The sequence below is a fragment of the Shimia thalassica genome (assembly GCF_001458215.1).
Lineage (GTDB): Bacteria > Pseudomonadota > Alphaproteobacteria > Rhodobacterales > Rhodobacteraceae > Shimia > Shimia thalassica.
Genome location: NZ_CYTW01000001.1, coordinates 562015 through 586123, shown reverse-complemented (window position 1 = coordinate 586123; position 24109 = coordinate 562015). Strand labels below are relative to the sequence as shown.

The following is a 24109-nucleotide window of genomic DNA, read 5'->3' as shown; positions in this document are numbered from 1 at the left end:
TTTACTCTCTTGTCTTCAAAGTGGCGACCAAATCGATCCTGTCAATATCGCGTTTCACCAGCCAGCCCGACACCAGTGCCGCCAGAACCACCGCGAGCGCTGCAATGCCAAAGGCATCGGGACGGAATGTGGTTGGGATCTGGTACAAATCCGTGCTGAACCCCGCCGCAATCAGAAACGAAAGATAGTACCCGATCCCGACGCCCAGCGGGATGGCCAAAAGAACCACAACCGCGAGCTCTCCCAAAAGCACAAAAGCGGTCTCTCCCCGTGTGAACCCCATCACCCTCAGACTGGCGAGATCACGTGCCTGTTCGCCAAAAGCGATACGTGCAGCATTATAAACAATACCAAAAGTAATGATTCCCGCTATCGCCGCCATGACATAGCGCATGGCACCTGCCCCCGTATCCATCAGCTTTTGCATCGCGGCCCGCGCATCTTCGCGTCGGGTCACGCCAGCAACCGACGGCATGGCCTTTAACGCCTCATAGAGTGCGGGCAGTTGATCACTGTCGACCCTCAGATACACGCCCGAAACCTGCCCCCGTTCGCGAAGCTCGCGGTTCAGACTGTCCATCAGCATAAAAGAAGGCGACCCTAAAAGAGTTTCGGCAATCGAGGCCACCGGCACGGTCAATACGGGGCGTCGCCCTTGCAAGACTTCGACCTGCAGCATCTCTCCCGGCTGAATTTCCAGAATGTCCGCCAGAGATTTGGCCAGCACGATGCCCGTCTCTGGCATCACGATATCGGCCATGTCTTTATCAACAGCGCGGTTCAATCTTGCATTGGCAGGAAGGCCGGACACCGTGCCCCGATAACTGTTTCGCCCGTTTCGCAAAACTGCGCCGACCGCACGGGTCGGTTCAACCTCGACCACGCCCGGCAGATGCTTCATGTCGAACACCGTTTCCGCGGGCATTGTTTCAAAGAAACTGACCGAGACATCCGACCGGTCAATCACGCCAAACGTAAGGTCAAGCGTGTCATCAAAGCCAGACATCAAAGACATTTGGGCCGACGACAACCCCATGCCGACAGCAACCCCTAATACCGCGCCGAACAGACGCCCCGGATTGCGCAAAATTCGACGCACGACCATTCGGCTGGGTTGATCCAGCCAGCTTTTCAATCTTTCGTTCATTGCGCCCGATCTTGAAAAATCCATGGGTGCGGGCGGACGCATGGCCACTGCTGGCGTCAGGGCGAACACACGGCGCAACACGAATAGCCCTCCGGCAGACGCCGCCAGGACCGATACGCCAACACCAGACACAAGCGGCGCAGGCTCGATATGAAAAACAAGAAAGGGGAAATGATAGACTGATTGATAAACACCAGCCATGGCACGCCCCCCCCAAAGCCCCAGAACACATCCCAACCCCGCGCCCGCGACGGCGATCACCAGAACCAGCTTGAAATAATGATATCCAACCTCGAAATCAGAATATCCGAACGCCTTGATAAGCCCGATTTGCTCGCGCTCAGACTGAACCATCCGGGTGATCACGATATAAAGAAGAAAGGCCGCGACCCCCATAAAGATGGGGGGTACCGCAACCGACGTGGCCTGAAGCCCGCTGATCTCTTCCGAGATAAACCGATCCGACATGTGGTCTTTTCGAAGATAGGCCCCCTGCCCGCCAAAACGGTCCAGCACGCCATCAACAGCCAGCAGAACCGCTTCGGGCTTTGCGTTGCGTTCCAAGGATAACAAAGCCTCGTTAAAGGCGCCTTTCATGTCAAAGGCTGCGGCCAAGGCATCTTCATTCAACCAGAGCACGGCAAAACGCGCATCGTCCGGTACAAATTCGCCGGGGGCTGTGGTGAACAGAAACTCAGGCGCCATGGCAAACCCAACAATCCAAAAACTGCGTCGTGCGCCGTTCATAGTGGCCGACAGGGTGTCATCCAGTTGCAAATCATGCGCTTGGGCAAAGCTGTCGAGGACAATGACTTCGTCGGTGCGGGCAGGATCCAGTGCGCGACCATGCTTGAGATAAAAATCGTTGAGACGTGATGCCTGATACCGGGGAACAGACAGGGCGCTGGCCCGTACAGGAAGTGCCTGCCCGGGCATATCCACCAGAGCACCACCAGTGATGCGCCCCTGCACGGACGCAACACCAGATATCTGTGCCACCTGATCCAGCACGTTCAAAGGGGCTCGGGTTACAGGCGCGAAGACCTCGGCGAGGCGGTATCGCTCATAGTAAGTCTCGCGCGTGTCTTGCAAGGATGACAGCATGCCCGACATCATCACAAGCAGGCTTACCCCGACAGCAACCACCAAAGCGATTGCGCCGGCCTGCCCCTTGATTCGCCAGAGATCGCGCAAAAGCTTGTGATTGAGCGGGCTCATGCGGTTACCATTCGATTTCGTCCGGGCTCACCCGATGGGCGTTCTCTTCGACCGTCCGGATCGCCCCGTCCGCAAAATGGATGACACGGTGGGCCATGGCCGCGGTTGCGGCTGCATGGGTCACGATCATGACCGTTGCACCCAGTTTCGCATTCACGTCGTTGAGAACATGCAGGACAGCGCGGCCAGTGCTGGAGTCCAATGCGCCCGTGGGTTCATCACAAAACAAGACAGTTGGATTTTTGGCAATCGCGCGGGCGATGGCGACGCGCTGTTGTTCGCCCCCCGACATCTGCGCCGGAAAATGGTCCATTCTGTCGCCGAGACCAACAAGACGCAGAGCGTCATCCACATCCATCGGGTCCTGCGCAATTTCGGTGACCAGTTCGACATTTTCACGCGCTGTCAGCGACGGCATGAGATTGTAAAACTGGAAAACAAACCCAACGTGGTCACGGCGATAGCGCGTCAGTTCGCGGTCCGACATATCCGTAAGGTTCTGGTCTTCGAAATACGCTGTGCCGGCGCTTGCGCGGTCCAGCCCGCCGATAATGTTGAGAAGAGTGGATTTTCCCGAACCGGACGGTCCCAACAACACAACGATATCGCCCTTAGGGATTTCGAGATCAACGCCCCGCAAGGCATGGACCGCAGCAGGACCGGTCCCGTACACTTTGGTCAGGCCTTGTGTTTTGAAAGTGTTTAGCGGTGTAGACATACCTCACCGTAGAACAGTTTTTCAGGGTCGCACAGGGGCGCTGCCCCTCTGGGCCCAAAGGCCCATTCACCCCGGGATATTTACCGCCAGAAGAAGTGCGGTTTCATCGGGTCACAAAAAAAGGGGACCGAAGTCCCCAATTGTTTACTTGGCTTCCAGCGCATCAAGGCGGGCTTTCAGCGCTTCGTTTTCTTCGCGTGCTTTTTGGGCCATGGCCCGTACAGCATCGAATTCCTCGCGGGTTACAAAGTCACGGTCCGCCAACCAGCGGTCCATCATGGACTTCATCGCGTTTTCTGCTTCGTCTTTGGCCCCCTGAGCCACGCCCATAGCGTTGGTCATCAGTTGGGAAACATCGTCCAAAATCTTGTTACGGGGTTGCATGGGGATCTCCTGCAATTTGCGTTGGACCTTATATGGGGTGCAACAAGGCCGGGCACAATGGGAGAGTTCCGCACAGGTGGTTGACTTCCCCTGATTTCAATTGGCATGTGAGGCCCATGCGCGCGATGATCCCTTTTCCCGAAATTTCACCCGAGATCTTTTCGGTTACCCTGTTCGGTATGGAGTTTGCCCTTCGGTGGTATGCTTTGGCCTATATTGTTGGCATTCTTATCGGATGGAAGGTTGTGACCTATGCCCTGAAACGCCCGGCACTTTGGGGTGTGCGCGGGGCACCGATGTCATCACATCAGCTGGAAGACTTGCTGACGTGGATCATTATCGGCGTCATTCTGGGAGGGCGTCTTGGGTATGTCCTGTTTTATAAAGGGGCCTACTATACCCAAAATCCTGCCGAAATCCTCAGAATTTGGGAAGGCGGTATGGCCTTTCATGGCGGTTTTCTGGGGGTGGTTATCGCAGCGTGGTTGTACGCGCGAAAACACGACATTCCACGGCTTCAACTGGCAGATGCCATGGCCCTGGGCACGCCGGCCGGGCTTTTGCTGGGCAGGATCGCCAACTTTATTAATGGAGAGCTTTGGGGGCGCCCTACCGATCTTCCGTGGGGGGTCGCCTTTCCCGGCTATGCCTCCCAGCAATGCGGGCAGGTTGCGGGCGAGATATGCGCCCGTCACCCGTCCCAGCTTTATGAAGCCATTCTGGAAGGCGCTGTTCTGGGGGGTGTCCTGCTCTGGCTGGCCTTCCGACGTGGGGCACTGGCGCATCCGGGGCTGATCGCGGGTGTATTTTTTGCGGGCTACGGTTTGGCGCGGTTCTGTGTCGAATTCTTGCGCCAGCCTGATGCGCATTTCGTCAGCGAAGGAAACCCTTTGGGGCTTGCCGTTCAGATGGGTGGTGTGGGTTTGACCATGGGGCAGATTTTGTCGTTGCCCATGATATTTGGCGGGCTTTGGGTGATCCGGTATGCACGACGCAATGGCTGACCTGAATGCCCTTCTGGTGGCGCGTATCGCACAGGATGGGCCCTTGCGGCTTTCGGACTTTATGGCGGAATGTCTGTTTCATCCAACGGCGGGATATTACAGCACGCGCGATCCGCTGGGCCAGACCGGAGATTTTACGACGGCCCCCGAAATCTCGCAGATGTTTGGCGAAATGATTGGTCTGTCGCTTGCCCAAAGCTGGCTCGATCAGGGGGCGCCTGCCGCATTTACGCTTGCCGAGCTGGGCCCCGGTCGCGGCACATTGATGGCAGACATCTTGCGGGTGGCGCGCGCTGTACCCGGATTTGTGGACGCCGCCAATATCCATTTGGTAGAAGCGTCGCCCGCACTGCGCGAAAAACAGCGTGCGTTGCTGGGGGCTGCCCCTGTCTGGCACGACACGGTGGAAGATTTGCCAACCCATTTGCCGTTGTTTCTGGTGGCAAACGAGTTCTTTGATGCCTTGCCCATTCGCCAATTCGAACGGCGTGGCGATATGTGGTGCGAGCGGATGATTGGTGCTGCGGATGGCACTTTGGTCTGGGGCCTTGGCGCGCCCTGTCCGCAGCCCGCCCTTGCACACCGGCAAGACGACACAAAAGACGGAGATCTCGTCGAGCTTTGCCCGCAAGCAGGCCCGATATCCACCGCCATCGGTGCGCGAATCGAGGCGCAGGGCGGTATGGCCCTGTTCATTGATTATGGCGACTGGCGGTCGCTCGGGGACACGTTTCAAGCCCTCGAGCGCCATGCAGCTACAAACCCGCTGTCATCTCCCGGGAAGGCGGATCTTACGGCGCATGTTGATTTTGAAGTGATCGCCAAGGCCACCCCTTCGGGTCATAGCAAGCTCACTCCACAAGGTCTTTTCCTTGAGCGTCTGGGCATCACGCAACGTGCGCAAGCGCTTGCCACCAAGCTTGACGGAGAGGCGCTGAAAAGTCATGTCGCTGCACATCGACGCTTGACGCATCCGCATGAAATGGGAACTCTATTCAAAGTTCTGGCGCTCTTTCCAAAACGTGCAGCGCCCCCTCCCGGATGTGAAACATGGCTCTTGAAATCCTGACGTCGGACGCATTGTCCCCCATTCAACATGGTTTCTTCACCCGCAAAGGTGGGGCGTCTTCGGGCGTGTTCGAGGGGCTGAATTGCGGAACGGGCAGTTCGGACCAAAGTGAAATCGTCCAGATCAACCGCGAACGTGTCGCCACGGCCATGGATGTGCCCATGTCCCAAATGGCATCGGTGCATCAGGTCCATTCACCAGATGTGGTTGTTGTTGATGGCCCCATCATCGGGGCACGCGGCAAGGCAGACGCGATGGTCTCGAAAACTCCGGGGATGGTGTTGGCCATTCTGACAGCCGACTGTCAGCCCGTGTTGTTTGCAGACCCAGACGCCGGCGTTGTCGGCGCCGCCCATGCAGGTTGGAAAGGGGCGTTGGATGGTGTTCTTGAAGCAACCATTGATGCGATGGAAGAACAGGGGGCTCAGCGCGCGAACATTGTTGCGGTGATTGGCCCGTCGATCAGCCAGAGCGCTTATGAGGTAGGCCCCGAATTTTTTGACAACTTCCTGATGAGCGATTTCGAAAACAGTCGCTTCTTTGCATCTGGCGACGGGGACCGGATGATGTTTGATCTGCCCTCATACGGGCTGCACCGTCTGCGTCAGGCAGGTGTCGGCCATGCAGAGTGGATTCGCCATTGTACCTATTCCGACCCAGACAGGTTTTTTTCCTACCGGCGCGCAACGCATGCAAAAGAAGTCGACTATGGTCGCCTGATTTCGACAATACGTTTGTGACAGCCTGCCCCGAAAACAATCCGACAATTTCCTAAAATCTGACCTTTCCCGCCCCATCTCTGCCCCATTTGGATACGAGATTAGGTTCAAGGCAGGAAACAGAGTGTTCACAAAATAACGAACACACAGATAGGAGAAATCAAATGGCTGGAAAAACTCGCTTCATCAAATCGGTTGTTGCAGGTTCGAAATCGGATGCACCGGCAATGCCATGGGAACGCGGCGCTCGTCGCAAGGCTTTTATCGCAAAGCGTAAAGTCCAGGCTGTTCCACTGAAGAACGCCGCCTGATACGGCGCGTCACAACAGCAAATGCAAACAAGGCCGCCTCTTCGTGAGGCGGCCTTGTTGCTTTAGAACATATCGTCAGGTCGACGGATCACGCATCCCGATTGAGGCGCTCTTCCATAACATCGAACGGAACGCCGGGATCATCTTTGGCACCGCGGATTACCAACGACGTTTTCACGCTCGCCACGTTTTCGGACTTGAGCAAATCCTCTGTCAGGAAACGCTGGAATGTGGACAAATCCGGCGCGACACATTTTAGAATGAAATCAACTTCACCGTTCAACATGTGGCATTCGCGAACCAGCGACCAATTCCGGCAGCGTTCTTCAAAGATGCTTAGATCTGCTTCGGCCTGACTAACCAGACCCACCATTGCGAAAACCTGCACCTCAAAGCCGAGTTCGCGTGCATCTACATCTGCATGATACCCACGAATAAACCCCGCTTCTTCAAGCGTGCGCACTCGACGCAAACAGGGCGGTGCGGAAATTCCAACCCGCTTGGCCAATTCCACATTGGTCATGCGGCCGTCTGCCTGAAGTTCAGCCAGAATTTTGCGATCGATCGGATCGAGCCGGGTACCGGGCATACTGAGTCTTTCACTGTGATTTTTGCGGTTCTTATATCATCGACCGCCGCGCGCGCAATATTGTTTCACGTTAGCGCAACATCATATTGCACCTATTTCGAGCATTGCGCGAGAATTGGGCAGATATTCTTTTGAAGCGATGCGGGGTTTTCCCGAGCGACGGGGATGGCTATATCCCCTGTCTGACGGATTTCTGCAACTGGAAAGGTGCCACATGGCCGACTCGAAACACACCAAGGTTCTGATCATTGGTTCTGGCCCGGCGGGATATACCGCAGGCGTCTATGCCAGCCGCGCGATGCTTGAACCGATCCTCGTGCAGGGAATCGAACCCGGTGGCCAACTTACAACCACGACAGAGGTCGAAAACTATCCCGGCTTTACCGAAGTTCAGGGTCCGGATCTGATGATCAAAATGCAGGAACATGCGGCCGCGATGGGATGCGAAATCATCGGCGACATCATCACGAATCTCGACATGACGTCGCGCCCCTTCACGGCAACCGGCGACAGCGGCACGATCTATACTGCTGATGCCGTGATTCTTTGCACCGGTGCGCGCGCAAAATGGTTGGGCCTGCCGTCGGAAGAAAAGTTCAAAGGGTTCGGTGTCTCGGCCTGTGCGACCTGTGACGGCTTTTTCTACCGGGGACAGGAAATTGTTGTCATCGGCGGCGGAAACACCGCCGTAGAAGAAGCCCTGTTCCTGACCAACTTTGCGTCAAAGGTGACTTTGATCCACCGCCGCGACGAACTGCGTTCGGAAAAGATCCTGCAAGACCGACTTTTTAAGAATGAAAAGATAGAACCCCTTTGGTTCCACGAACTTGAAGAAGTGGTTGGCACCGATATGCCGCTGGGCGTTGAAGGCGTCAAAGTGCGCAACGTGAAAACCGGCGAAATCACCGAAATCCCCTGCAAGGGTGTGTTTGTGGCGATTGGCCACTCTCCAGCCAATGAACTGGTTAAGGACACGCTTGAGACCCACAATGGCGGCTACGTCAGCGTGAAACCCGGCACAACGGAAACCTCGATTGCTGGCATCTTTGCTGCGGGTGACCTGACAGATCACAAATATCGTCAGGCGGTAACTTCGGCGGGTATGGGATGTATGGCTGCGCTCGACGCTGAGCGTTTTCTTGCAGAGCAGGAATAACCCTCAGGTCTTAGGTCGGGGGCCACGCCCCCGACATCTGGCCGGAACGGGCCGACAAATTGCACGCCAAAATCCCCGAATATTTCTTTCTGGCAGTGCCGACACACATTTGCGCACATGTCTCGTGCCTTGACCGCGAGGTCGGGCTTGGTCACCTTCGTTACATCGAAGGAGTGGTTTCATGAGCGCATTGTGGCAAGGACATTGGACAACCAAAGCCCGCATCGCATCCGGGCTCGTGCTGTTTACCTATGTCCTCTTTCATCTCCTGAATATCGGGTTGGGCCTGTTTTCGCTTGAGCTTATGGAGCAGGCGCAAGACTGGCGCAAAGTTATCACGCGCAGTGCCCTTGGTGGCATCATCTTATATGCCGCGCTTTTGATGCACGCGGGTCTGGCCTTTGGGCGGCTGGCAAAACGGCGTACCTTGCGCATGCCTCTTTGGGAAGCCGCCCAGATCATCTTGGGGCTGATCATTCCATTGTTGTTGATGGCCCATTTCGTACACACCCGCGTGGCGTTTCAACAATTTGGCGTCAATGATCGCATGGGGTATATTTCCGGGCTGATCTGGAACACCTCCTCTGGACGCAATCAGGCCATTTTGCTTTTGATCGTGTGGTGTCATGGTTGTATCGGCCTGCATTTCTGGCTGCGTCTGCAAGCGTGGTGGCGCCGTAGCCTTCCCCTGATGATCTCGCTTGGTACATTAATTCCGGCATTCGCCCTTGCCGGTTTCATGGTTCAAGGCCGCATTCAACGTGCGCGCCTTTTTGATCCCGAAACCTCTGCGGAACTCGCAACACTCTACAATTTTCCGTCTGCCGAGAGTTTTGCGGCTTTACTGGACATCACGGAGTTTGGGCTGAGTTTTTATTGGGGCATCTTGGCGGTTGTTTTGCTTGTCTGGGCGTTGCGCAGATGGGGACGCGCCAGCAAATCATTGAAAATTCAGTTTGTGGACGGCCCCGAGATCAGCGGGCGCAAGGGCATGACCCTGCTTGAGATGTCTCGCGCATCTGGCGTGCCGCATATGGCGCTGTGTGGCGGACGGGGCAGATGCACAACCTGTCGGGTCATTATTGAAGAGGGCAAGGATCTTTTGCATCCCCCAAGTGAAGAAGAAAAACGTGCGCTTGAGGCGGTAAATGCCCCGCCGAATGCACGGCTGGCTTGTCAGATTCACCCGACGGCCCCCGCAACAGTTCTGCGCGTGTTTCATCCGGACGGACAGCTTGCCCGTTCTCACGAAAGTCTGGGGCAGGAAAAACGACTGGCAATTCTGTTTCTCGATATGCGCGGCTTTACCGCCCGCACGACGGGCCAATTGCCTTACGATGTCGTGTTTCTGCTGAACCGGTTCTTTGATGCGGTGGTGCCCTCGATCACCGGCGCAGGTGGGACCGTGGACAAATACCTTGGCGATGGCCTGCTGGCGGTTTTCGAACTGGAAACAGAACAAGCCTCTGCACAGGCGTCCATGAATGCGGCCAAAGGAATTGGATCAGCTCTTGAAACCTTCAATAAAACCTTGGCGGCAGAAAAGGCAGATCAGGTTGCGATTGGCATCGGGCTGCACCTTGGGGATCTCGTTCTTGGTGAAATCGGTGCCGCGGAAAATGCGCCACGCACAATAATCGGCGCCACGGTCAACACGGCCAGCCGCCTTGAAGCCGAAACAAAGGCACTGGGTGTTGAGTTGCTTGTGTCCAAAGAAACTTTGAATGCGGCAAACGTTGATTGTGAGCACCTCGAATTGCGAACATTAAGCCTTCGGGGCGTATTGCAACCGGTCGAAGCACTTGCGATTGAGCGGGCAAGCACATTGGACGCCGCCTTAACGCCTGCAATTCGGACTTAATTCCCGGCAACACTTGCTTGAATGCGATATTGCGGCCATCCGACGCACAAAAAATCCGTTTTTCACCAAAAAAATACTTTGCAGAAAAACCGAACTATGAGATGTGTTCATCCGTGAACACACTTTGAGTCGATTTATTATGTCGTCTAAGACACCCAAAACCAATTCTGATGAGGAAGACCTGCTCTTCCGTCTTCTGCGCCAGCTAGATACGGCGCCAGAGGCATCTCAAAGGGTGACGGCGGCGGCACTAGAGATTTCACTGGGGCGTCTAAACACCTTATTGCGCACCGCAGTGGAAGCCGGGTTCATCAGTATAAATCAACGATCCGGCCCGGATAAGCGACAGCGCTTTGCGTATACCCTTACGTCGCGCGGTGCGACAGAAAAAGTGCGCCTCACAGATCAATTTCTCGCCCGCAAGCTCGCTGATTACAATGCATTGCACGCGGAACTTACAGGCACTGCAAGTGGCCTGGCCCCTATCAAACACAGGAACCATCCAATGGAAAACAATCTGGCTCCCATCCCCGAGCTGTTTGTCTCTTATGAGAGCGCTCAGAAACTGAAAGTCGAAGCGGCCGACCTCGTCAGCCACGATCTGACACCACGTCAAATCTGTGACCTTGAGCTTCTGATGAACGGCGGCTTCAACCCGCTGAAAGGCTTTCTGGGCGAAGAAGACTACAACGGCGTTGTAGAAAACATGCGTCTGGCAGACGGTCAGCTTTGGCCAATGCCGATCACACTGGATGTGTCCGAAGAATTCGCAGCTTCGCTCGAAGTTGGCCAGGACATTGCCCTGCGCGATCAGGAAGGCGTTATTCTCGCCACCATGACCGTCACGGACAACTGGGTTCCAAACAAGTCGAAAGAAGCTGAAAAAGTTTTCGGTGCTGACGACGATGCGCACCCTGCTGTGAACTACCTGCACAACACTGCTGGCAAGGTTTACCTTGGTGGTCCGGTTGTCGGCATCCAACAGCCTGTACACTATGACTTCCGTGCCCGTCGCGACACACCAAACGAGCTGCGCGCATACTTCCGCAAGCTGGGCTGGCGCCGCATTGTTGCGTTCCAAACACGTAACCCACTGCACCGTGCGCACCAGGAACTGACCTTCCGCGCTGCGAAAGAAGCTCAGGCGAACCTGCTGATCCACCCTGTTGTTGGCATGACCAAGCCTGGCGACGTTGATCACTTTACACGCGTTCGTTGCTACGAAGCTGTTCTGGACAAGTATCCTGCGTCGACCACAACCATGTCACTTCTGCCTTTGGCGATGCGTATGGCTGGCCCACGTGAAGCAGTATGGCACGGTCTGATCCGCGCCAACTTTGGCTGCACACACTTCATCGTTGGTCGCGACCACGCTGGCCCCGGCAGCAACAGCCAAGGCGAAGATTTCTATGGCCCCTATGATGCTCAGGACCTGTTCCGCGAGCACCAAGAAGAAATGGGCATCGAAATGGTCGACTTCAAACACATGGTTTGGGTCCAAGAGCGTGCTCAGTACGAACCAAACGACGAGATCGAAGATCGCGACAACGTCACCATCCTGAACATCTCGGGCACCGAACTGCGTCGCCGTCTGGCCGAAGGTCTGGAAATCCCCGAGTGGTTCTCGTTCCCAGAAGTTGTCAAAGAACTGCGCAAAACCAAGCCACCACGTTCGAAGCAAGGCTTTACCGTTTTCTTCACTGGTTTCTCGGGTTCGGGCAAATCAACCATTGCCAACGCTTTGATGGTCAAACTGATGGAAATGGGTGGCCGTCCGGTTACTCTGCTTGACGGTGATCTGGTTCGTAAGAACCTGTCGTCCGAGCTGGGCTTCTCGAAAGAGCACCGCGACCTGAACATCCGTCGCATCGGTTATGTTGCTTCTGAAATCACCAAAAACGGTGGTATCGCGATCTGTGCGCCTATCGCGCCTTATGCAACAACCCGCCGCGCGGTACGTGAAGATGTCGAAGCTTTCGGTGCTTTCGTTGAAGTACACGTTGCGACATCGATCGAAGAGTGTGAAAAGCGCGACCGCAAAGGTCTCTACAAGCTGGCACGCGAAGGCAAAATCAAAGAGTTCACAGGTATCTCTGACCCATATGATGTGCCTGCCAACCCAGAGCTGAGCGTTGAAACCGAAGGTGCAGACGTTGATAACTGCGCACACCAGGTTATCCTCAAGCTGGAAAGCATGGGCCTTATTGCTGCGCAATAAGCTGCCAGTTTACGAATACGAAAGGCCGCCTCTAGGGGCGGCCTTTTTATATGGGCAACAAAATTCTGAGACTATCCGATCACAGGACACCCCAAAGTCCTTTGCAATGCCGCGACCAGTTCTTTCACGGTCTCTGTCGTGACAAACAAACCACCCGTTTCATCAGCAAGACAACGAGCAACTGTTGTCGCATTTTGCGGATCTTGCTCCGGGTTGTTCCATGCGAAAAAATCCACCTCGGCCCGGAAACCGATCACATGCACCGTGAGGTCACGAGCCGTCGCCCTCAATGTTTGCGCCAATTCGCAGGGGCGACCTCCGCAGGTTTCATTCCCATCGGTGACCAACACTACAACACCGGCGCTATTGCGAAAATCCAGCGTTTCCGCCGCCCGCTGCACCGCGTCCGTCAACGGTGTCAGGCCATCAGGTCGAAGGGCATCTACGGCATCAATAACCGGCCCCGCCGAGTCGGCAATCGGCCCAAACCGCAGGTCGACATTCTCGCAAGCACCGTTCGGTCCCGGACCGTAGACCATCAAGCCAACCCGACGATAGGGCGCGATATCGGGCATCGCCTGCCGGATCGCCTGCCGCGCTTCTTTAATGCGCGTGTTTGGCCCGGTCTCAAAGCTGATCTCAGCCATCGAGGTCGAGCCATCGAACACCAGCATGGCGTCAACCGAACAGTCACCGATCCGCGCCTGAGGCGCGCCGCTCCCCAATGCAAGTCCCACCGCGGCCAGCAAAGCAGTCCGAAAAATGTGTCTCATATGCCAAGATTGGCACCCCGCATTTCACTTGTCCATAAAAACCCGAGGCAAACAATCGAGGCCTAGGGGGGAGATAAGCCCGACATTACGTCAATAAACCAAGTGTCAGGTCGCATCGAGCACGACCTGTGCAGCCCTCTTTTCCAAATCCCCAAAGTGAGCAGCTTGGTCCTTGATCGCGCGTAGCGCAGGTAGACGCGCGTTGAACCCATCCTCATCCGCCGTACGGACGGCGGCGCGAACCTCTTCTTCGGTTTCGCACAGGATCATGCCCGACGTGTCAAAGAACCGGTCAATATTCGGACATCCCCAATAGATTGGAACGCATTCGCATAGAATCGCATCAATCAGCTTTTCTGTGAAATAGTCGGGCTCGCGGACGTTCTCGATCACTACGGAATACCGATAAGGCGCCAGCCCGTCCGATTTGACCTCAAACGGTTTGTACCCGCGCCCCATGACGTCGACATCAAGATCTTCGGCCGTGGCCCATTCCACAGTCTCGTGACGCAAGACATGCCCTTCGAGATCGCGTTTGGAAGAGGCAATCAAAGACATGTTGTGTGTTTTGGTGGTGTCCAGATCCCGCCAGTCGGGCACCCAGGTCGATCCGAAAGGAAAGAAAGCGCCATTCGGAATGGACGCCAGAAAGGGTTCATTGGCACAGAGTACGCGATGGAACCTTTTGTGCGACCATTTAAGACGGTCATAATGGCGCTGTTGAAGCGCTCTTGGTTCGACCACCATCATGGAGACTTTTGCACGCGTGCCGAACGAGGGCCGGATGTGCGCCGTACTGGCCGGATAGATCACCAGATGGTCGTCGGCGCCCAGATCTTTGAGAAGTCGCCCCTTGAGACGCTCGGGTTGCCCGAGTGGCCAGTTCAACGCATCCAAAGGCAACTGCCCCGGACGATACCCAAGCTTTTTACCATATGGCAGAACAGCGACTGCTGGCGATGTGTCGGACATGGGCCCTCTTTCTTCTGGCGTCTCAAAGTCATACGCGCCAAGCGCCTAAACGACAACAAGGCCCGCAAGGGGCCTTGGTCTCAGAATATTCCAAATGCAACCGGTGCTTTCGGCGTGATCAATGCACAGTCACCGGCGCAAAATCGTTCTGACGCGCCAGAATAAACGCCATATTGCGTTCTTTCACAACGGCCAGACGTTCGCCATCCGTTGCGGCACATACCGCATAGAGCACATCTGCGCCCTCGGCCTGTTCCTGCATGTCTTCGGGCAGGTCTTCGACAGGCACCTCGCGCACATAAACGACGCGGCTTTCATCCATACCTTCGAACTCGTAATTATTATACATCGTTATCCCTTATTGATCTGGATGGTCTGCACCACAGTTTCCGCGCGCTCGCGACTCAGGTCGACATGCAGCAAACCGTTTTCCATGATGGCTTCGCCCACTTCAACCCCATCTGCGAGAACAAATGACCGCTGAAACTGTCTTGCAGCGATTCCCCGGTGCAAAAACACGCGATCCATCCCGTCATCGGATTGGCGGCCACGGATAACCAGCTGGCGATCCTCGACCGTGATTGACAGGTCTTCATCCCGAAAACCGGCCACGGCCAGCGTGATGCGATAGGAATAATCCGAAGTTTGTTCGATATTGAAAGGCGGATAGCCTTCGTTCCCCGTTTTCGAGGTGCGTTCGAGAAGGCGTTCCAGTTGCTCGAACCCCAGCATGTGGGGATATGAGCCCAAAGTCAGTTTTGTCATCGACACGTCCTTGGCTTAAGCGACAGTCAGTTGGTGGGCCCCATATCGGCAGCCCTTTGACCCAAATATGGGGAGGCACGTGCCCGAGCGCAAGGGCTTTGCACAGGAAGCAAGAAACGCTATGCTATAGGTCTGGAACTATTCAGGATTCTCCCCAAATGAACGCACCTCATGACCTGTCGATGAAAACCGATGAAGTGCTGCAAGTGGAACTGGCTGTGTTCAAGCAGGAACACCGCGATCTGGACGAAGCGATTCACGCCCTTATCGAACGGGGCACCGGCGATCAGCTCACGATTCAGCGCCTCAAAAAGCAGAAACTGCGCTTGAAAGACCTTATCGCGCGAATCGAAGACCGTCTCACGCCAGACATTATCGCCTGATGCATCCCGCCAATGCGCCCCGATTGAGTGAAATTCTCTTCTGAGAGGCGGCTCTCGGGCGTCGATTGCCCCCATCAATCAAACGAGATGCTGCTTTCAGCGGCACAAAGTCCCGCTTTGCGGGCTGTTTCGGCTATACGATTGCGAAAATAGCCGCATCGTCTATAAGCGGCGTCTCATCAGACAGAGGCGCAAATGATGGACATAAAGGTAGGAATCATCATGGGCAGCCAATCCGATTGGCCAACCATGAAACTCGCAGCCGACATTTTGGACGAGCTGGGCATCTCATACGAAAAAAAGATCGTATCCGCCCACCGCACGCCTGACCGTTTGTGGTCCTACGGCAAAGAGGCAGCAGGCCGAGGCTTGCAGGTGATCATTGCTGGCGCTGGCGGTGCCGCACACCTTCCCGGCATGATGGCCTCGAAAACCCGCGTGCCCGTTGTTGGTGTTCCCGTTCAAACCCGTGCCTTGTCCGGTGTGGACAGTCTTTATTCGATTGTTCAGATGCCCAAAGGCTTTCCCGTTGCCACCATGGCAATCGGTGCCGCTGGCGCTTCGAACGCTGGCCTGATGGCTGCCGGAATACTTGCCCTGCAGGACCCCGATCTGGCAGAGAAACTTGATGCATGGCGCGACGCCCTGTCGGCCTCGATTCCGGATGAGCCGCAAGATGACTAACCCTCTTCCTCCAGGCGCCACCATCGGAATTCTCGGCGGCGGCCAATTGGGCCGGATGCTGTCTGTCGCGGCTGCGCGTTTGGGCTTTCAAACCCATATTTTCGAGCCCGGTGCCAATCCGCCCGCTGGCGAAGTCGCGCGCCATGTGACAACCGCGTCATACGACGATGCCGAGGCTCTCAAGACCTTTGCAGAGCAGGTCGATGTCATCACCTATGAATTCGAAAACATCCCAACATCGGCGCTTGATATTCTCGAAGCACACCGTCCGATCCGCCCGGGTCGCGAGGCACTGCGCGTCAGTCAGGACCGGCTCACCGAAAAGCAATTCCTGCAAAGCCTTGGCCTCAAAACAGCACCCTTTGCCGCGATTGACACCTTGGATGAGCTTGAAGAAGCCGTGGCAACCATCGGCGCACCTGCGATCCTGAAAACCCGCCGGTTCGGATACGATGGCAAAGGCCAGGCACGGATCAAATCATCTGAAGACATTGCACAAGCTTTTGCTGACATGGCGGGGGCACCATCGATCCTTGAAGGGTTCGTCGACTTCTCTCACGAAGTGTCTGTCATTGCGGCTCGTGGCCTGACGGGCGATGTCGCGTGTTACGACCCCGGTGAAAACGTACACCGCGACGGCATTCTGCACACCACCACCGTACCTGCCAAACTGTCTGCGGGTCAGCGGATGGATGCGGTCCTGTTGGCCGCGCGTATCCTGAACGAGCTGCAATATGTAGGCGTTATGGGTGTGGAGCTGTTCGTCACGTCACAGGGTTTGATCGTGAACGAAATCGCACCTCGCGTACACAACTCGGGCCACTGGACACAAAACGGCTGTGCGGTTGACCAGTTCGAGCAGCATATCCGTGCGGTGGTTGGATGGCCTCTGGGTGATGGCCAGCGTCATAACGATGTGGTCATGGAGAACCTGATCGGCGATGACATCAACCATGTCCCGCAAATCCTGCGCGAATCCAACAATGCGCTGCATCTGTATGGTAAAAACGATGTAAAGCCGGGCCGCAAAATGGGTCACGTCAACCGCATTCAAAAAAGCGCTTCCTGATCAAAGCGACGTGAAAGGGCAATATGTCCTTTCACCCCTGCCCCGCCGAAACGGAGCCTGATCATTCATCCCTGTCCAGCGTCGGGATCATATTTTCAAGCTTCATGTGTTTGTGAAAATGCCCGTTCTCGATAAAGTAGATGGCCTCGGCCAAGACTTCGGGATTGTTCATCATAAACGTATGGGTCACAGGCAGTACAAAGTGGTCCGCCATGCCGTCCACTTTGGTTGATTCAACTGAGACCTTGCCGTCATCCGGCCCTTCGATCATGGCCGAATAAAACGGATTGAGCGATCGATCACCGGCAATCACGCCCACCGGATAATCTACGCCGGGAAGATGTGACGGCAATCCATCGGTGCCCAATTGGGCACCTGCCGGTCCGTTGATCCACTCAAAAGCCTCGATTTCACTCATCACGTCGACAAGTTCGGTGCCCTTGTTTGGAGGCGCCAGCATCACGACACGCCCAAGGTTTTCAGGGCGATTGTCCAGCATCCAGAGACGCAGAAGAATCCCGCCCATTGAATGGGTGATGAAGTGCACGGTCTGATCGCCACATTCCGCAACCGCGTCGGGAATGGTGGGTTCGATCAAACGCTGAACTGTCTCTTTGGTCGAAGGATAACCAGGGCGCACCACGTCATAGCCAGCAGAACGCAGGACACCTTCGGTCACCAACAGGGACGTTTCAGTGCGCGCAAGCCCGTGCAACAGAACAATGCAATCGGCAAACACAGGTGCCGGAAGCAAAAAAAGAAAGAGCGCGAGACGTTTCATTCTCTTGAGATAGCGGTTCAAGCCGCATTACAAAAGGGGCACGACATAAAAGGAAAGCGTGTCTTAATGTCTCTTCCGCGTCTCGCCGTGCGTGCCATCCTGATGAAAGACGACAAACTGCTTCTGGTAAATGCCTTTCCGGATGCGACAGACGATTTGTGGTGCGCCCCCGGTGGCGGGGTCGAAAAAGGGGCATCCCTGCCCGATAATCTGATCCGTGAAGTGTATGAAGAAACGGGGCTGACGATTTCGGTTGGCGCGCCCTGCCTCATTAACGAGTTTCACAACCCTGAAGATCGCTTTCATCAGGTGGACATCTATTTTCGGTGCACCGTGACAAGCGGCGAACTGGACGACACGTGGCAAGACCCCGAAGCAATTGTCACCCGCCGCCGTTATTTCAGCCGGTCCGAGATGGACACCTTGCGGTTCAAGCCGGACAGCCTTCCCAACGTCGCATGGGGCACCACCGGAATAAATTACGATCCGTTAGAGTTGCTGGTGAAACCGCGTTAGCCCAAGAAGGGCGACGCATAGACCAATTCAAGTGCGGGTTTCTCCTCGGCCAGCTCAGGGGCAAACAGGCCCGTCGCCTTGATCGGAAAAGGTGACTTGAGCCGCGCCGTCCGTGCAAAATCAAACCCCAAACGTCCATAGAACACAGGGTCTCCCAATACGACGACCGGAGCGTTGGCGTATTGTATGGCCATTTGGCAAAGGGCTCCTGCGACGCCCTTTTTCTGCATTTTGGGATCGGTCGAGACAGGCGCAAGAGCAAGCCACCCCTCGGGGGCCGCCATCCGCGACAAGGCCACATGGCCAACCACCTTCTTCTTGTGTTCGGCCACCAACTCTAATGCAATATCGCCGTTTTCCCGAAGCGCTTCGACAAGATCGGCCTCGTCTTCCTGCCCAAAGGCGCGGGTCAACACATTGCGCACTACAGCGGCTTCAGCGGGATCATATGCTCGAATAATCATAACACGGGGATAGGGATTGAATGCCTCAGCTGCAAGTTATCTCTGACGCAGGGACACCAGCACACCTGCCATGATCAGGACAGACGCCATGGCAAACCGAAGAGACAACGCCTCGCCAAGAAAGGCCCACCCACCGGCCAGCGCGATCACAGGCACGGTTAATTGCGCCACGGCGGCGCGTGTGGCCCCAAGCATGGGCAAGATGTGATACCAAAGGGCATATCCCAATCCAGACATGACCGCACCAGACAGAACGGCCCATGCCACGGACATCACAGGTAATGCACCTATGCCACCGCCAGCCAGCAGAACCACCGCCGCCACAGGGGCCGCCAAAAGAAAATTCATGGCCGTTGCCTGCAAAGGGTCTTTCGCGCCGCGCCCCAAAAGGGAATAGACACCCCACCCCGCGCCAGCAAACGCCATCGCCGCAATATGGGGCCAGGAAAACGTCAGATTCCCGGAAGGCCACAAAAGCCAGGCCAGCCCCGCCAGGGCAAGCCCCGCGCCAAGCCATCGTTGCCGGGGCACGTCGTCTTGTGACAATACCGCGCCTGCAAACATCGTAACCTGTACGACCGAGAACAGGATCAACGCCCCGAACCCCGGAGCAAGTTCCGCATAGGCCGCGGAAAACCCGAAAATATAAGCAAGCAAGGCCAAAACCGCAGCAAGCCGGGCCCATCCGCCAATCGCGAAACCGCGTTTCTGCCAGAGAACCAGAATGCTCAAGATGGCGGCGCCCGAAACCAGCCGGATCGTGCCAAAGGTATCTGCCTGCATATCACCACTGGCCAAGGCCAACCGGTTCAATACCGAGTTCGACGCAAAAGCGATCATGGTCAGAGTGGTGAGGAGAAACAAACGCATGCCGACGCTTATAGCGGGACCTCTGCCTTTTGCAGCCCCTAAGTGGTCACCTTTTCATCACATGGATTTGAGCGTTTACCTTCAAAGAAAAAGGGCCGCCCGAAGGCGACCCTTTCTGTTTCCAAGCGGAAACGGCGTGATTACATCATGCCGCCCATGCCGCCCATGCCACCCATGTCGGGCATGCCGCCGCCTGCGCCGCCGTCTTTCGACGGTTTGTCGGCAACCATGGCTTCGGTTGTGATCAGCAGACCAGCGACCGATGCAGCATCTTCCAGAGCAGTACGTGCAACTTTCGCAGGATCGATAACGCCGAACGAGAACATGTCGCCATATTCTTCGGTCTGAGCGTTGAAGCCGAACGAAGTCTCGTCGCTTTCGCGGATCTTGCCAGCAACAACTGCGCCGTCAACACCAGCGTTTTCAGCGATCTGACGCAGAGGCGCTTCGATTGCTTTGCGAACGATAACGATACCGGCGTTCTGGTCAGAGTTTGCACCTTCCAGAGCTTCCAGTGCTTTACCGGCCTGAACCAGAGCAACACCACCACCAACGATCACACCTTCTTGAACCGCTGCGCGGGTCGCGTTCAGTGCATCGTCAACGCGGTCTTTGCGTTCTTTCACTTCAACTTCGGTCATGCCGCCAACGCGGATAACAGCAACACCGCCTGCCAGTTTGGCAACGCGCTCTTGCAGCTTCTCACGGTCGTAGTCCGACGAAGTTTCTTCGATCTGTGCGCGGATCTGAGCAACACGTGCTTCGATCTCTGCTTTTTCGCCAGCACCGTCCACGATGGTTGTTTCGTCTTTGGTGATTTCGATTTTCTTGGCCGAACCCAGCATGTCCATTGTGACATTCTCGAGCTTCATGCCCAGATCTTCCGAGATCACTTGACCACCGGTCAGGATCGCGATGTCTTGCAGCATGGCTTTGCGGCGATCGCCGAAACCAGGTGCTTTGACAGCTGCGATTTTCAGGCCGCCGCGCAGTTTGTTGACAACCAGAGTTGCCAGCGCTTCGCCTTCAACGTCTTCAGCAATGATCAACAGTGGCTTTTGCGACTGGATCACCGACTCGAGCAATGGAACCATGGCTTGCAGCGACGAGAGTTTTTTCTCGTGCAGCAGGATCATGCAGTCGTCGAGATCTGCAATCATCTTGTCAGCGTTGGTGACAAAGTAAGGCGACAGGTAACCGCGGTCGAACTGCATGCCTTCAACAACAGTGGTTTCTGTTTCCAGACCCTTGTTCTCTTCAACAGTGATAACGCCTTCGTTGCCAACTTTTTGCATCGCGTCTGCGATTTGTTGACCGATTTCAGCTTCGCCGTTTGCCGAGATTGTACCAACCTGAGCGACTTCAGCCGAATCTTTAACTTCGCGAGCCATGTCCTTGATGCCCTGAACGACAGTGGCAGTCGCCAGGTCGATACCGCGCTTCAGATCCATTGGGTTCAGACCAGCAGCAACCTGCTTGAGGCCTTCTTTGACGATGGCCTGAGCCAGAACTGTTGCGGTTGTTGTACCGTCGCCAGCTTCGTCATTGGTGCGCGACGCCACTTCTTTGACCATCTGCGCGCCCATGTTTTCGAACTTGTCTTCCAGTTCGATCTCTTTAGCAACCGATACACCATCTTTGGTGATACGTGGTGCGCCAAAGGATTTGTCGAGAATGACATTACGGCCTTTGGGGCCCAGGGTTACTTTGACAGCATCCGCGAGGATGTTTACGCCGCGCAGCATTGCATTGCGGGCATCGGTGTCGAACTTTACGTCCTTAGCAGCCATTATGATTGCTCCTAGTAAAACTTAAATTGAGAAGGCGACGAATTAGGCAATGATGCCCATGATGTCGGATTCTTTCATCATCAACAGCTCTTCGCCGTCGACGGAAACTTCGGTGCCCGACCATTTGCCGAACAGAACGCGGTCGCCCGCTTTGACGTCCAGCTCTACGCGGGCGCCTTTGTCGTCACGCAGGCCAGCGCCTACGGAAACAACTTCACCCTCGGCGGGCTTTTCTTTTGCGCTATCGGGGATGATCAGTCCACCAGCGGTTTTTTCTTCGCTTTCGGTGCGGCGTACGAGGACGCGATCGTGCAGCGGTGTAAGTGCCATTGTCTAGGTTTCCCTAACTAAAATTGTCTCCCTGACCCCTCAGCGGAGCCGCTATCACTCCCTACCGGCGAGTGCTAACAGCGAATAGGTAGGGGGTGAGAAAACCCGAGTCAACACGAACGATGCAGTTTTTTTGAGCAGTGATTTAGCGTTCGTAACCGAAGGCTTCGAAATCATCCTGATATTTCTGGAAAAGAAAGGCTTTTTGATCGAGACTCAACCGCTCAACCGAGATGTCGCTATATCCAACAGAGGCGTTGCGATGTGGCAAATCAACGGTCCGTCCAAAGATCCGGCGCAAAACCGGCTCGATCTCGGTGTTCAGCGTTTCAAGGCGCATCACGTTTTCCACCAACAGATGACCGTTCTCATCCAGTAGATACGACACTTGTGGCGCGAGGTGCCGCGCCATATCGCTATGGTCGTCTTCGAATTCGCGCCGAATGAAGCGGTCGAAATCCGGCAAATGCGCCCGTTTGCCTTGTTTCTTGCGCCGCTCGGCGGAGTCGGCACGATATCTGTATTCAGAGACCATGCGGCTAAAGGGGTGGCGCACGATGGAAAACCGATAGGCGGCATCAAATTCTGACTGGGTCAGGTATCCCAGACGCACATACTCATCGGCGTAAAGATGGGCCAAACGCTCGGGGCCGTCCCGACGTTTTGAGGGGCGCAACAAAAGGGCATCCCGTTCCTGCCAGGTCAGGTTCAAATCTTGCAAGAAAACGGTTTCGACGCTTTGCCCGCCTGTTTTCGGGATATGGACAAAAAGGGCTTTGTGTTTAGGGGAATACATTTTTGCTTTAACTCGATTTCCGCCCGCTACTTTTCAACAGACGATGTGACTGTCAACGGGTCTTAGCTCGCGCCCATCGTTTCAATGTGAATAATCTCGCCGCAATGTTTGCAGTGAACGGCATCTTCGTCATGACGCTTCAAACCGCAGCTTGAACAGGTGTGACGCACCTTTGGAGGCATCACAATCGAACGCGCCAAATTCAGGAACAAAGAAACACCAACAACCATGATCCCCATCGAGACAATCTTGCCCATGACTGAGACCGGCGTAATGTCTCCGTATCCTGTAGTGGTGAGGGTTGATATCGTGAAATAGACGGCATCAACATAACCGCTGTATCCGGTCCCGACCTTTCCAAAAAACGTGTAGATCATCGATGCTGTGGTAAACACGAACACGAACATGTTGACGGCAGCCACAATGGCATCTTCACGACGGCGAAAGAACCGGCTTGCCCGCCTGAGATCCTGAAGCAGAAATTGCGAATGGCCCAACCTCAAACCCCGTAAAATCCGCAAAAACGCGAGATCAAACGGCGAGAACCGGTTCAGCGCAAGTGAAAGCAGAACCAGCACGTCGGCAATCACATAAATCCGAGATGCGTGTTGCAGACGGTCTTGGGAGATCCAGAAGCGGGCCAAAAAATCAACAAGAATAACCACTCCGATCAAAAGGTTCACCGCATCAATTGTTGATGTATGCGGCAAAGGCGTCACCAGAATGAAATAGCTGATGCTCATGAGATCAAACAGGATGAGACCATACCTGAACAGCACCGCCAAACGGGATTGGCCGGTATAAAGCGCGTTCACTTTGGTCTTTAGTTCGGACATCCCTTATGCCTCCGGCGCAAGATTGCGCAGGGCATCAACACCTGCGGGCGACAAAACGTAAACGCCTCTTTCGACGTTTTTGAACCATCCATAATAGTTGTCCCGCATCATGCGTGTGGCTTGCGGCACTTCGGCCCCTTTGACGACATCTCGCCCGCGAGAGGCGCCATGCTGTGCCAGATAATGCGCACAACGCTCCATCTCTTGGCGGTATCCGGTTGTGATTGCACCGCGTGTGCCGCCGACATTGGGATCACCTTGGCGCCTGTCGAATTCCTTGAGCAGAGCCCCTTTTCGGGGTTTCGATTTGCGCGGGCGGTATTCAACAGGGTCACAATGGGCCTGAACATGACCGTCTTTCAGCCGTACAGACAAAACACCAATGCCGAGCCGCTTGCACAGCCCAACATTCGCCTTAAAGCTGCGCCACCCCGGTTTGCCGGACCAGCGCGGCACTGCGACATAGACCCAATCGCTGACACTTTGACGGGCAACCGCTTGTTGCAGCAACGTCAGTGAAAAGCCGGTTTTCAACTCGACAATGAGAGGGTCTTCGTCTTTGCGGCGCGCCATGACATCGACTGCGCCGACTTCGGCTTTTACGTCAAAACCCTGCGTTTCAAGCCACGCTTTTACAGGAGAGTAGAGTTCTGTTTCGCTGATCTTCGCCATACCTAAGGAGTAGC

General features: G+C 55.4%; 27 protein-coding genes. 11 read left to right on the top strand and 16 right to left on the bottom strand.

What is annotated here, in order from left to right:
- Window position 1 precedes the first annotated feature (1 nt).
- The 3 genes from PH7735_RS02705 to PH7735_RS02695 form a co-directional block, all read right to left on the bottom strand.
- On the bottom strand, window positions 2–2365 hold the full coding sequence (locus PH7735_RS02705) for an ABC transporter permease (protein ID WP_058309785.1): 2364 nt from the start codon (window positions 2363–2365) through the stop codon (window positions 2–4).
- Between the two features lie 4 nt (window positions 2366–2369).
- The gene (locus PH7735_RS02700) at window positions 2370–3083 is read right to left on the bottom strand and encodes an ABC transporter ATP-binding protein (RefSeq protein WP_058309784.1); all 714 of its coding nucleotides are present in this window, start codon (window positions 3081–3083) and stop codon (window positions 2370–2372) included.
- Window positions 3084–3227: 144 nt separating this feature from the next.
- Complete coding sequence (locus PH7735_RS02695) at window positions 3228–3467, bottom strand: accessory factor UbiK family protein (RefSeq protein ID WP_058309783.1); 240 nt, start codon at window positions 3465–3467, stop codon at window positions 3228–3230.
- Window positions 3468–3583: 116 nt separating this feature from the next.
- Here PH7735_RS02695 and lgt point away from each other — a divergent pair, with 116 nt between their 5' ends.
- From lgt to PH7735_RS20785, 4 genes are all read left to right on the top strand, one after another.
- A complete protein-coding gene (gene lgt / locus PH7735_RS02690; protein ID WP_058309782.1) occupies window positions 3584–4471 on the top strand; it encodes a prolipoprotein diacylglyceryl transferase in 888 nt (295 codons plus the stop codon).
- Complete coding sequence (locus tag PH7735_RS02685) at window positions 4452–5540, top strand: class I SAM-dependent methyltransferase (RefSeq protein WP_233488263.1); 1089 nt, start codon at window positions 4452–4454, stop codon at window positions 5538–5540. Before lgt ends, PH7735_RS02685 begins: the two co-directional genes overlap by 20 nt.
- Complete coding sequence (gene pgeF, locus PH7735_RS02680) at window positions 5522–6280, top strand: peptidoglycan editing factor PgeF (RefSeq protein ID WP_058309780.1); 759 nt, start codon at window positions 5522–5524, stop codon at window positions 6278–6280. Before PH7735_RS02685 ends, pgeF begins: the two co-directional genes overlap by 19 nt.
- A 143-nt stretch (window positions 6281–6423) precedes the next feature.
- The gene (locus PH7735_RS20785) at window positions 6424–6570 is read left to right on the top strand and encodes a hypothetical protein (protein WP_199534963.1); all 147 of its coding nucleotides are present in this window, start codon (window positions 6424–6426) and stop codon (window positions 6568–6570) included.
- A gap of 88 nt (window positions 6571–6658) precedes the next feature.
- Here the strand turns inward: PH7735_RS20785 and PH7735_RS02675 are convergent, their stop codons facing one another.
- Window positions 6659–7159: an Lrp/AsnC family transcriptional regulator gene (locus PH7735_RS02675; RefSeq protein ID WP_058309779.1), complete on the bottom strand. Its 501-nt coding sequence runs from the start codon at window positions 7157–7159 to the stop codon at window positions 6659–6661.
- A 214-nt stretch (window positions 7160–7373) separates the two neighbouring features.
- On the opposite strand from PH7735_RS02675, the gene trxB reads away from it, so the two are divergent.
- From trxB to PH7735_RS02660, 3 genes are all read left to right on the top strand, one after another.
- Window positions 7374–8315, top strand: coding sequence for a thioredoxin-disulfide reductase (gene trxB / locus PH7735_RS02670; RefSeq protein WP_058309778.1), 942 nt, complete (start codon window positions 7374–7376; stop codon window positions 8313–8315).
- Window positions 8316–8496: 181 nt separating this feature from the next.
- A complete protein-coding gene (locus PH7735_RS02665) occupies window positions 8497–10176 on the top strand; it encodes an adenylate/guanylate cyclase domain-containing protein (RefSeq protein WP_058309777.1) in 1680 nt (559 codons plus the stop codon).
- Window positions 10177–10315: 139 nt separating this feature from the next.
- Window positions 10316–12394: a bifunctional sulfate adenylyltransferase/adenylylsulfate kinase gene (locus PH7735_RS02660; protein ID WP_058309776.1), complete on the top strand. Its 2079-nt coding sequence runs from the start codon at window positions 10316–10318 to the stop codon at window positions 12392–12394.
- 71 nt (window positions 12395–12465) lie between these two features.
- On the opposite strand, the gene PH7735_RS02655 is transcribed toward PH7735_RS02660, so the two are convergent.
- The 4 genes from PH7735_RS02655 to PH7735_RS02640 form a co-directional block, all read right to left on the bottom strand.
- A complete protein-coding gene (locus PH7735_RS02655) occupies window positions 12466–13167 on the bottom strand; it encodes a vWA domain-containing protein (protein WP_233488262.1) in 702 nt (233 codons plus the stop codon).
- 105 nt (window positions 13168–13272) lie between these two features.
- The gene (locus PH7735_RS02650) at window positions 13273–14139 is read right to left on the bottom strand and encodes a glycosyltransferase family 10 domain-containing protein (protein WP_058309775.1); all 867 of its coding nucleotides are present in this window, start codon (window positions 14137–14139) and stop codon (window positions 13273–13275) included.
- Window positions 14140–14257: 118 nt separating this feature from the next.
- Window positions 14258–14488: a DUF1150 family protein gene (locus PH7735_RS02645; protein WP_058309774.1), complete on the bottom strand. Its 231-nt coding sequence runs from the start codon at window positions 14486–14488 to the stop codon at window positions 14258–14260.
- Window positions 14489–14490: 2 nt separating this feature from the next.
- The gene (locus PH7735_RS02640; RefSeq protein ID WP_058309773.1) at window positions 14491–14904 is read right to left on the bottom strand and encodes an Hsp20 family protein; all 414 of its coding nucleotides are present in this window, start codon (window positions 14902–14904) and stop codon (window positions 14491–14493) included.
- Window positions 14905–15062: 158 nt separating this feature from the next.
- On the opposite strand from PH7735_RS02640, the gene PH7735_RS02635 reads away from it, so the two are divergent.
- From PH7735_RS02635 to PH7735_RS02625, 3 genes are all read left to right on the top strand, one after another.
- Window positions 15063–15287 carry a YdcH family protein gene (locus tag PH7735_RS02635; protein WP_058309772.1) on the top strand — a complete coding sequence of 75 codons (225 nt, stop codon included), beginning with the start codon at window positions 15063–15065 and terminating at the stop codon, window positions 15285–15287.
- Window positions 15288–15482: 195 nt separating this feature from the next.
- Window positions 15483–15971 (top strand): 5-(carboxyamino)imidazole ribonucleotide mutase, encoded by a 489-nt coding sequence (purE, locus tag PH7735_RS02630; protein ID WP_058309771.1) that lies wholly within the window; start codon window positions 15483–15485, stop codon window positions 15969–15971.
- The gene (locus tag PH7735_RS02625; protein ID WP_058309770.1) at window positions 15964–17040 is read left to right on the top strand and encodes a 5-(carboxyamino)imidazole ribonucleotide synthase; all 1077 of its coding nucleotides are present in this window, start codon (window positions 15964–15966) and stop codon (window positions 17038–17040) included. Before purE ends, PH7735_RS02625 begins: the two co-directional genes overlap by 8 nt.
- Window positions 17041–17101: 61 nt before the next feature.
- Here PH7735_RS02625 and PH7735_RS02620 read toward each other — a convergent pair whose 3' ends face one another.
- The gene (locus PH7735_RS02620) at window positions 17102–17821 is read right to left on the bottom strand and encodes a lipase family protein (protein ID WP_058309769.1); all 720 of its coding nucleotides are present in this window, start codon (window positions 17819–17821) and stop codon (window positions 17102–17104) included.
- A 66-nt stretch (window positions 17822–17887) separates the two neighbouring features.
- Between PH7735_RS02620 and PH7735_RS02615 the strand changes: the two genes are divergently transcribed.
- Entirely contained in the window at window positions 17888–18337 is a 450-nt protein-coding gene (locus PH7735_RS02615; protein ID WP_058309768.1) for an NUDIX domain-containing protein, read from the top strand.
- Here the strand turns inward: PH7735_RS02615 and PH7735_RS02610 are convergent.
- The 7 genes from PH7735_RS02610 to PH7735_RS02580 all read right to left on the bottom strand — a co-directional run bounded on the left by PH7735_RS02610 (window position 18334) and on the right by PH7735_RS02580 (window position 24095).
- Window positions 18334–18801, bottom strand: coding sequence for a GNAT family N-acetyltransferase (locus PH7735_RS02610; RefSeq protein WP_058309767.1), 468 nt, complete (start codon window positions 18799–18801; stop codon window positions 18334–18336). The genes PH7735_RS02615 and PH7735_RS02610 overlap by 4 nt on opposite strands.
- 36 nt (window positions 18802–18837) lie before the next feature.
- Entirely contained in the window at window positions 18838–19671 is an 834-nt protein-coding gene (locus tag PH7735_RS02605) for a DMT family transporter (protein ID WP_058309766.1), read from the bottom strand.
- Between the two features lie 140 nt (window positions 19672–19811).
- Window positions 19812–21461 carry a chaperonin GroEL gene (gene groL / locus PH7735_RS02600; protein ID WP_058309765.1) on the bottom strand — a complete coding sequence of 550 codons (1650 nt, stop codon included), beginning with the start codon at window positions 21459–21461 and terminating at the stop codon, window positions 19812–19814.
- Window positions 21462–21503: 42 nt separating this feature from the next.
- Entirely contained in the window at window positions 21504–21791 is a 288-nt protein-coding gene (locus tag PH7735_RS02595) for a co-chaperone GroES (protein ID WP_058309764.1), read from the bottom strand.
- A gap of 145 nt (window positions 21792–21936) precedes the next feature.
- Entirely contained in the window at window positions 21937–22587 is a 651-nt protein-coding gene (locus PH7735_RS02590) for a sulfotransferase family 2 domain-containing protein (protein ID WP_058309763.1), read from the bottom strand.
- 62 nt (window positions 22588–22649) lie between these two features.
- A complete protein-coding gene (locus PH7735_RS02585; protein WP_058309762.1) occupies window positions 22650–23423 on the bottom strand; it encodes a potassium channel family protein in 774 nt (257 codons plus the stop codon).
- 3 nt (window positions 23424–23426) lie between these two features.
- Window positions 23427–24095: a DUF2161 domain-containing phosphodiesterase gene (locus PH7735_RS02580; protein WP_058309761.1), complete on the bottom strand. Its 669-nt coding sequence runs from the start codon at window positions 24093–24095 to the stop codon at window positions 23427–23429.
- Window positions 24096–24109: the final 14 nt, after the last annotated feature.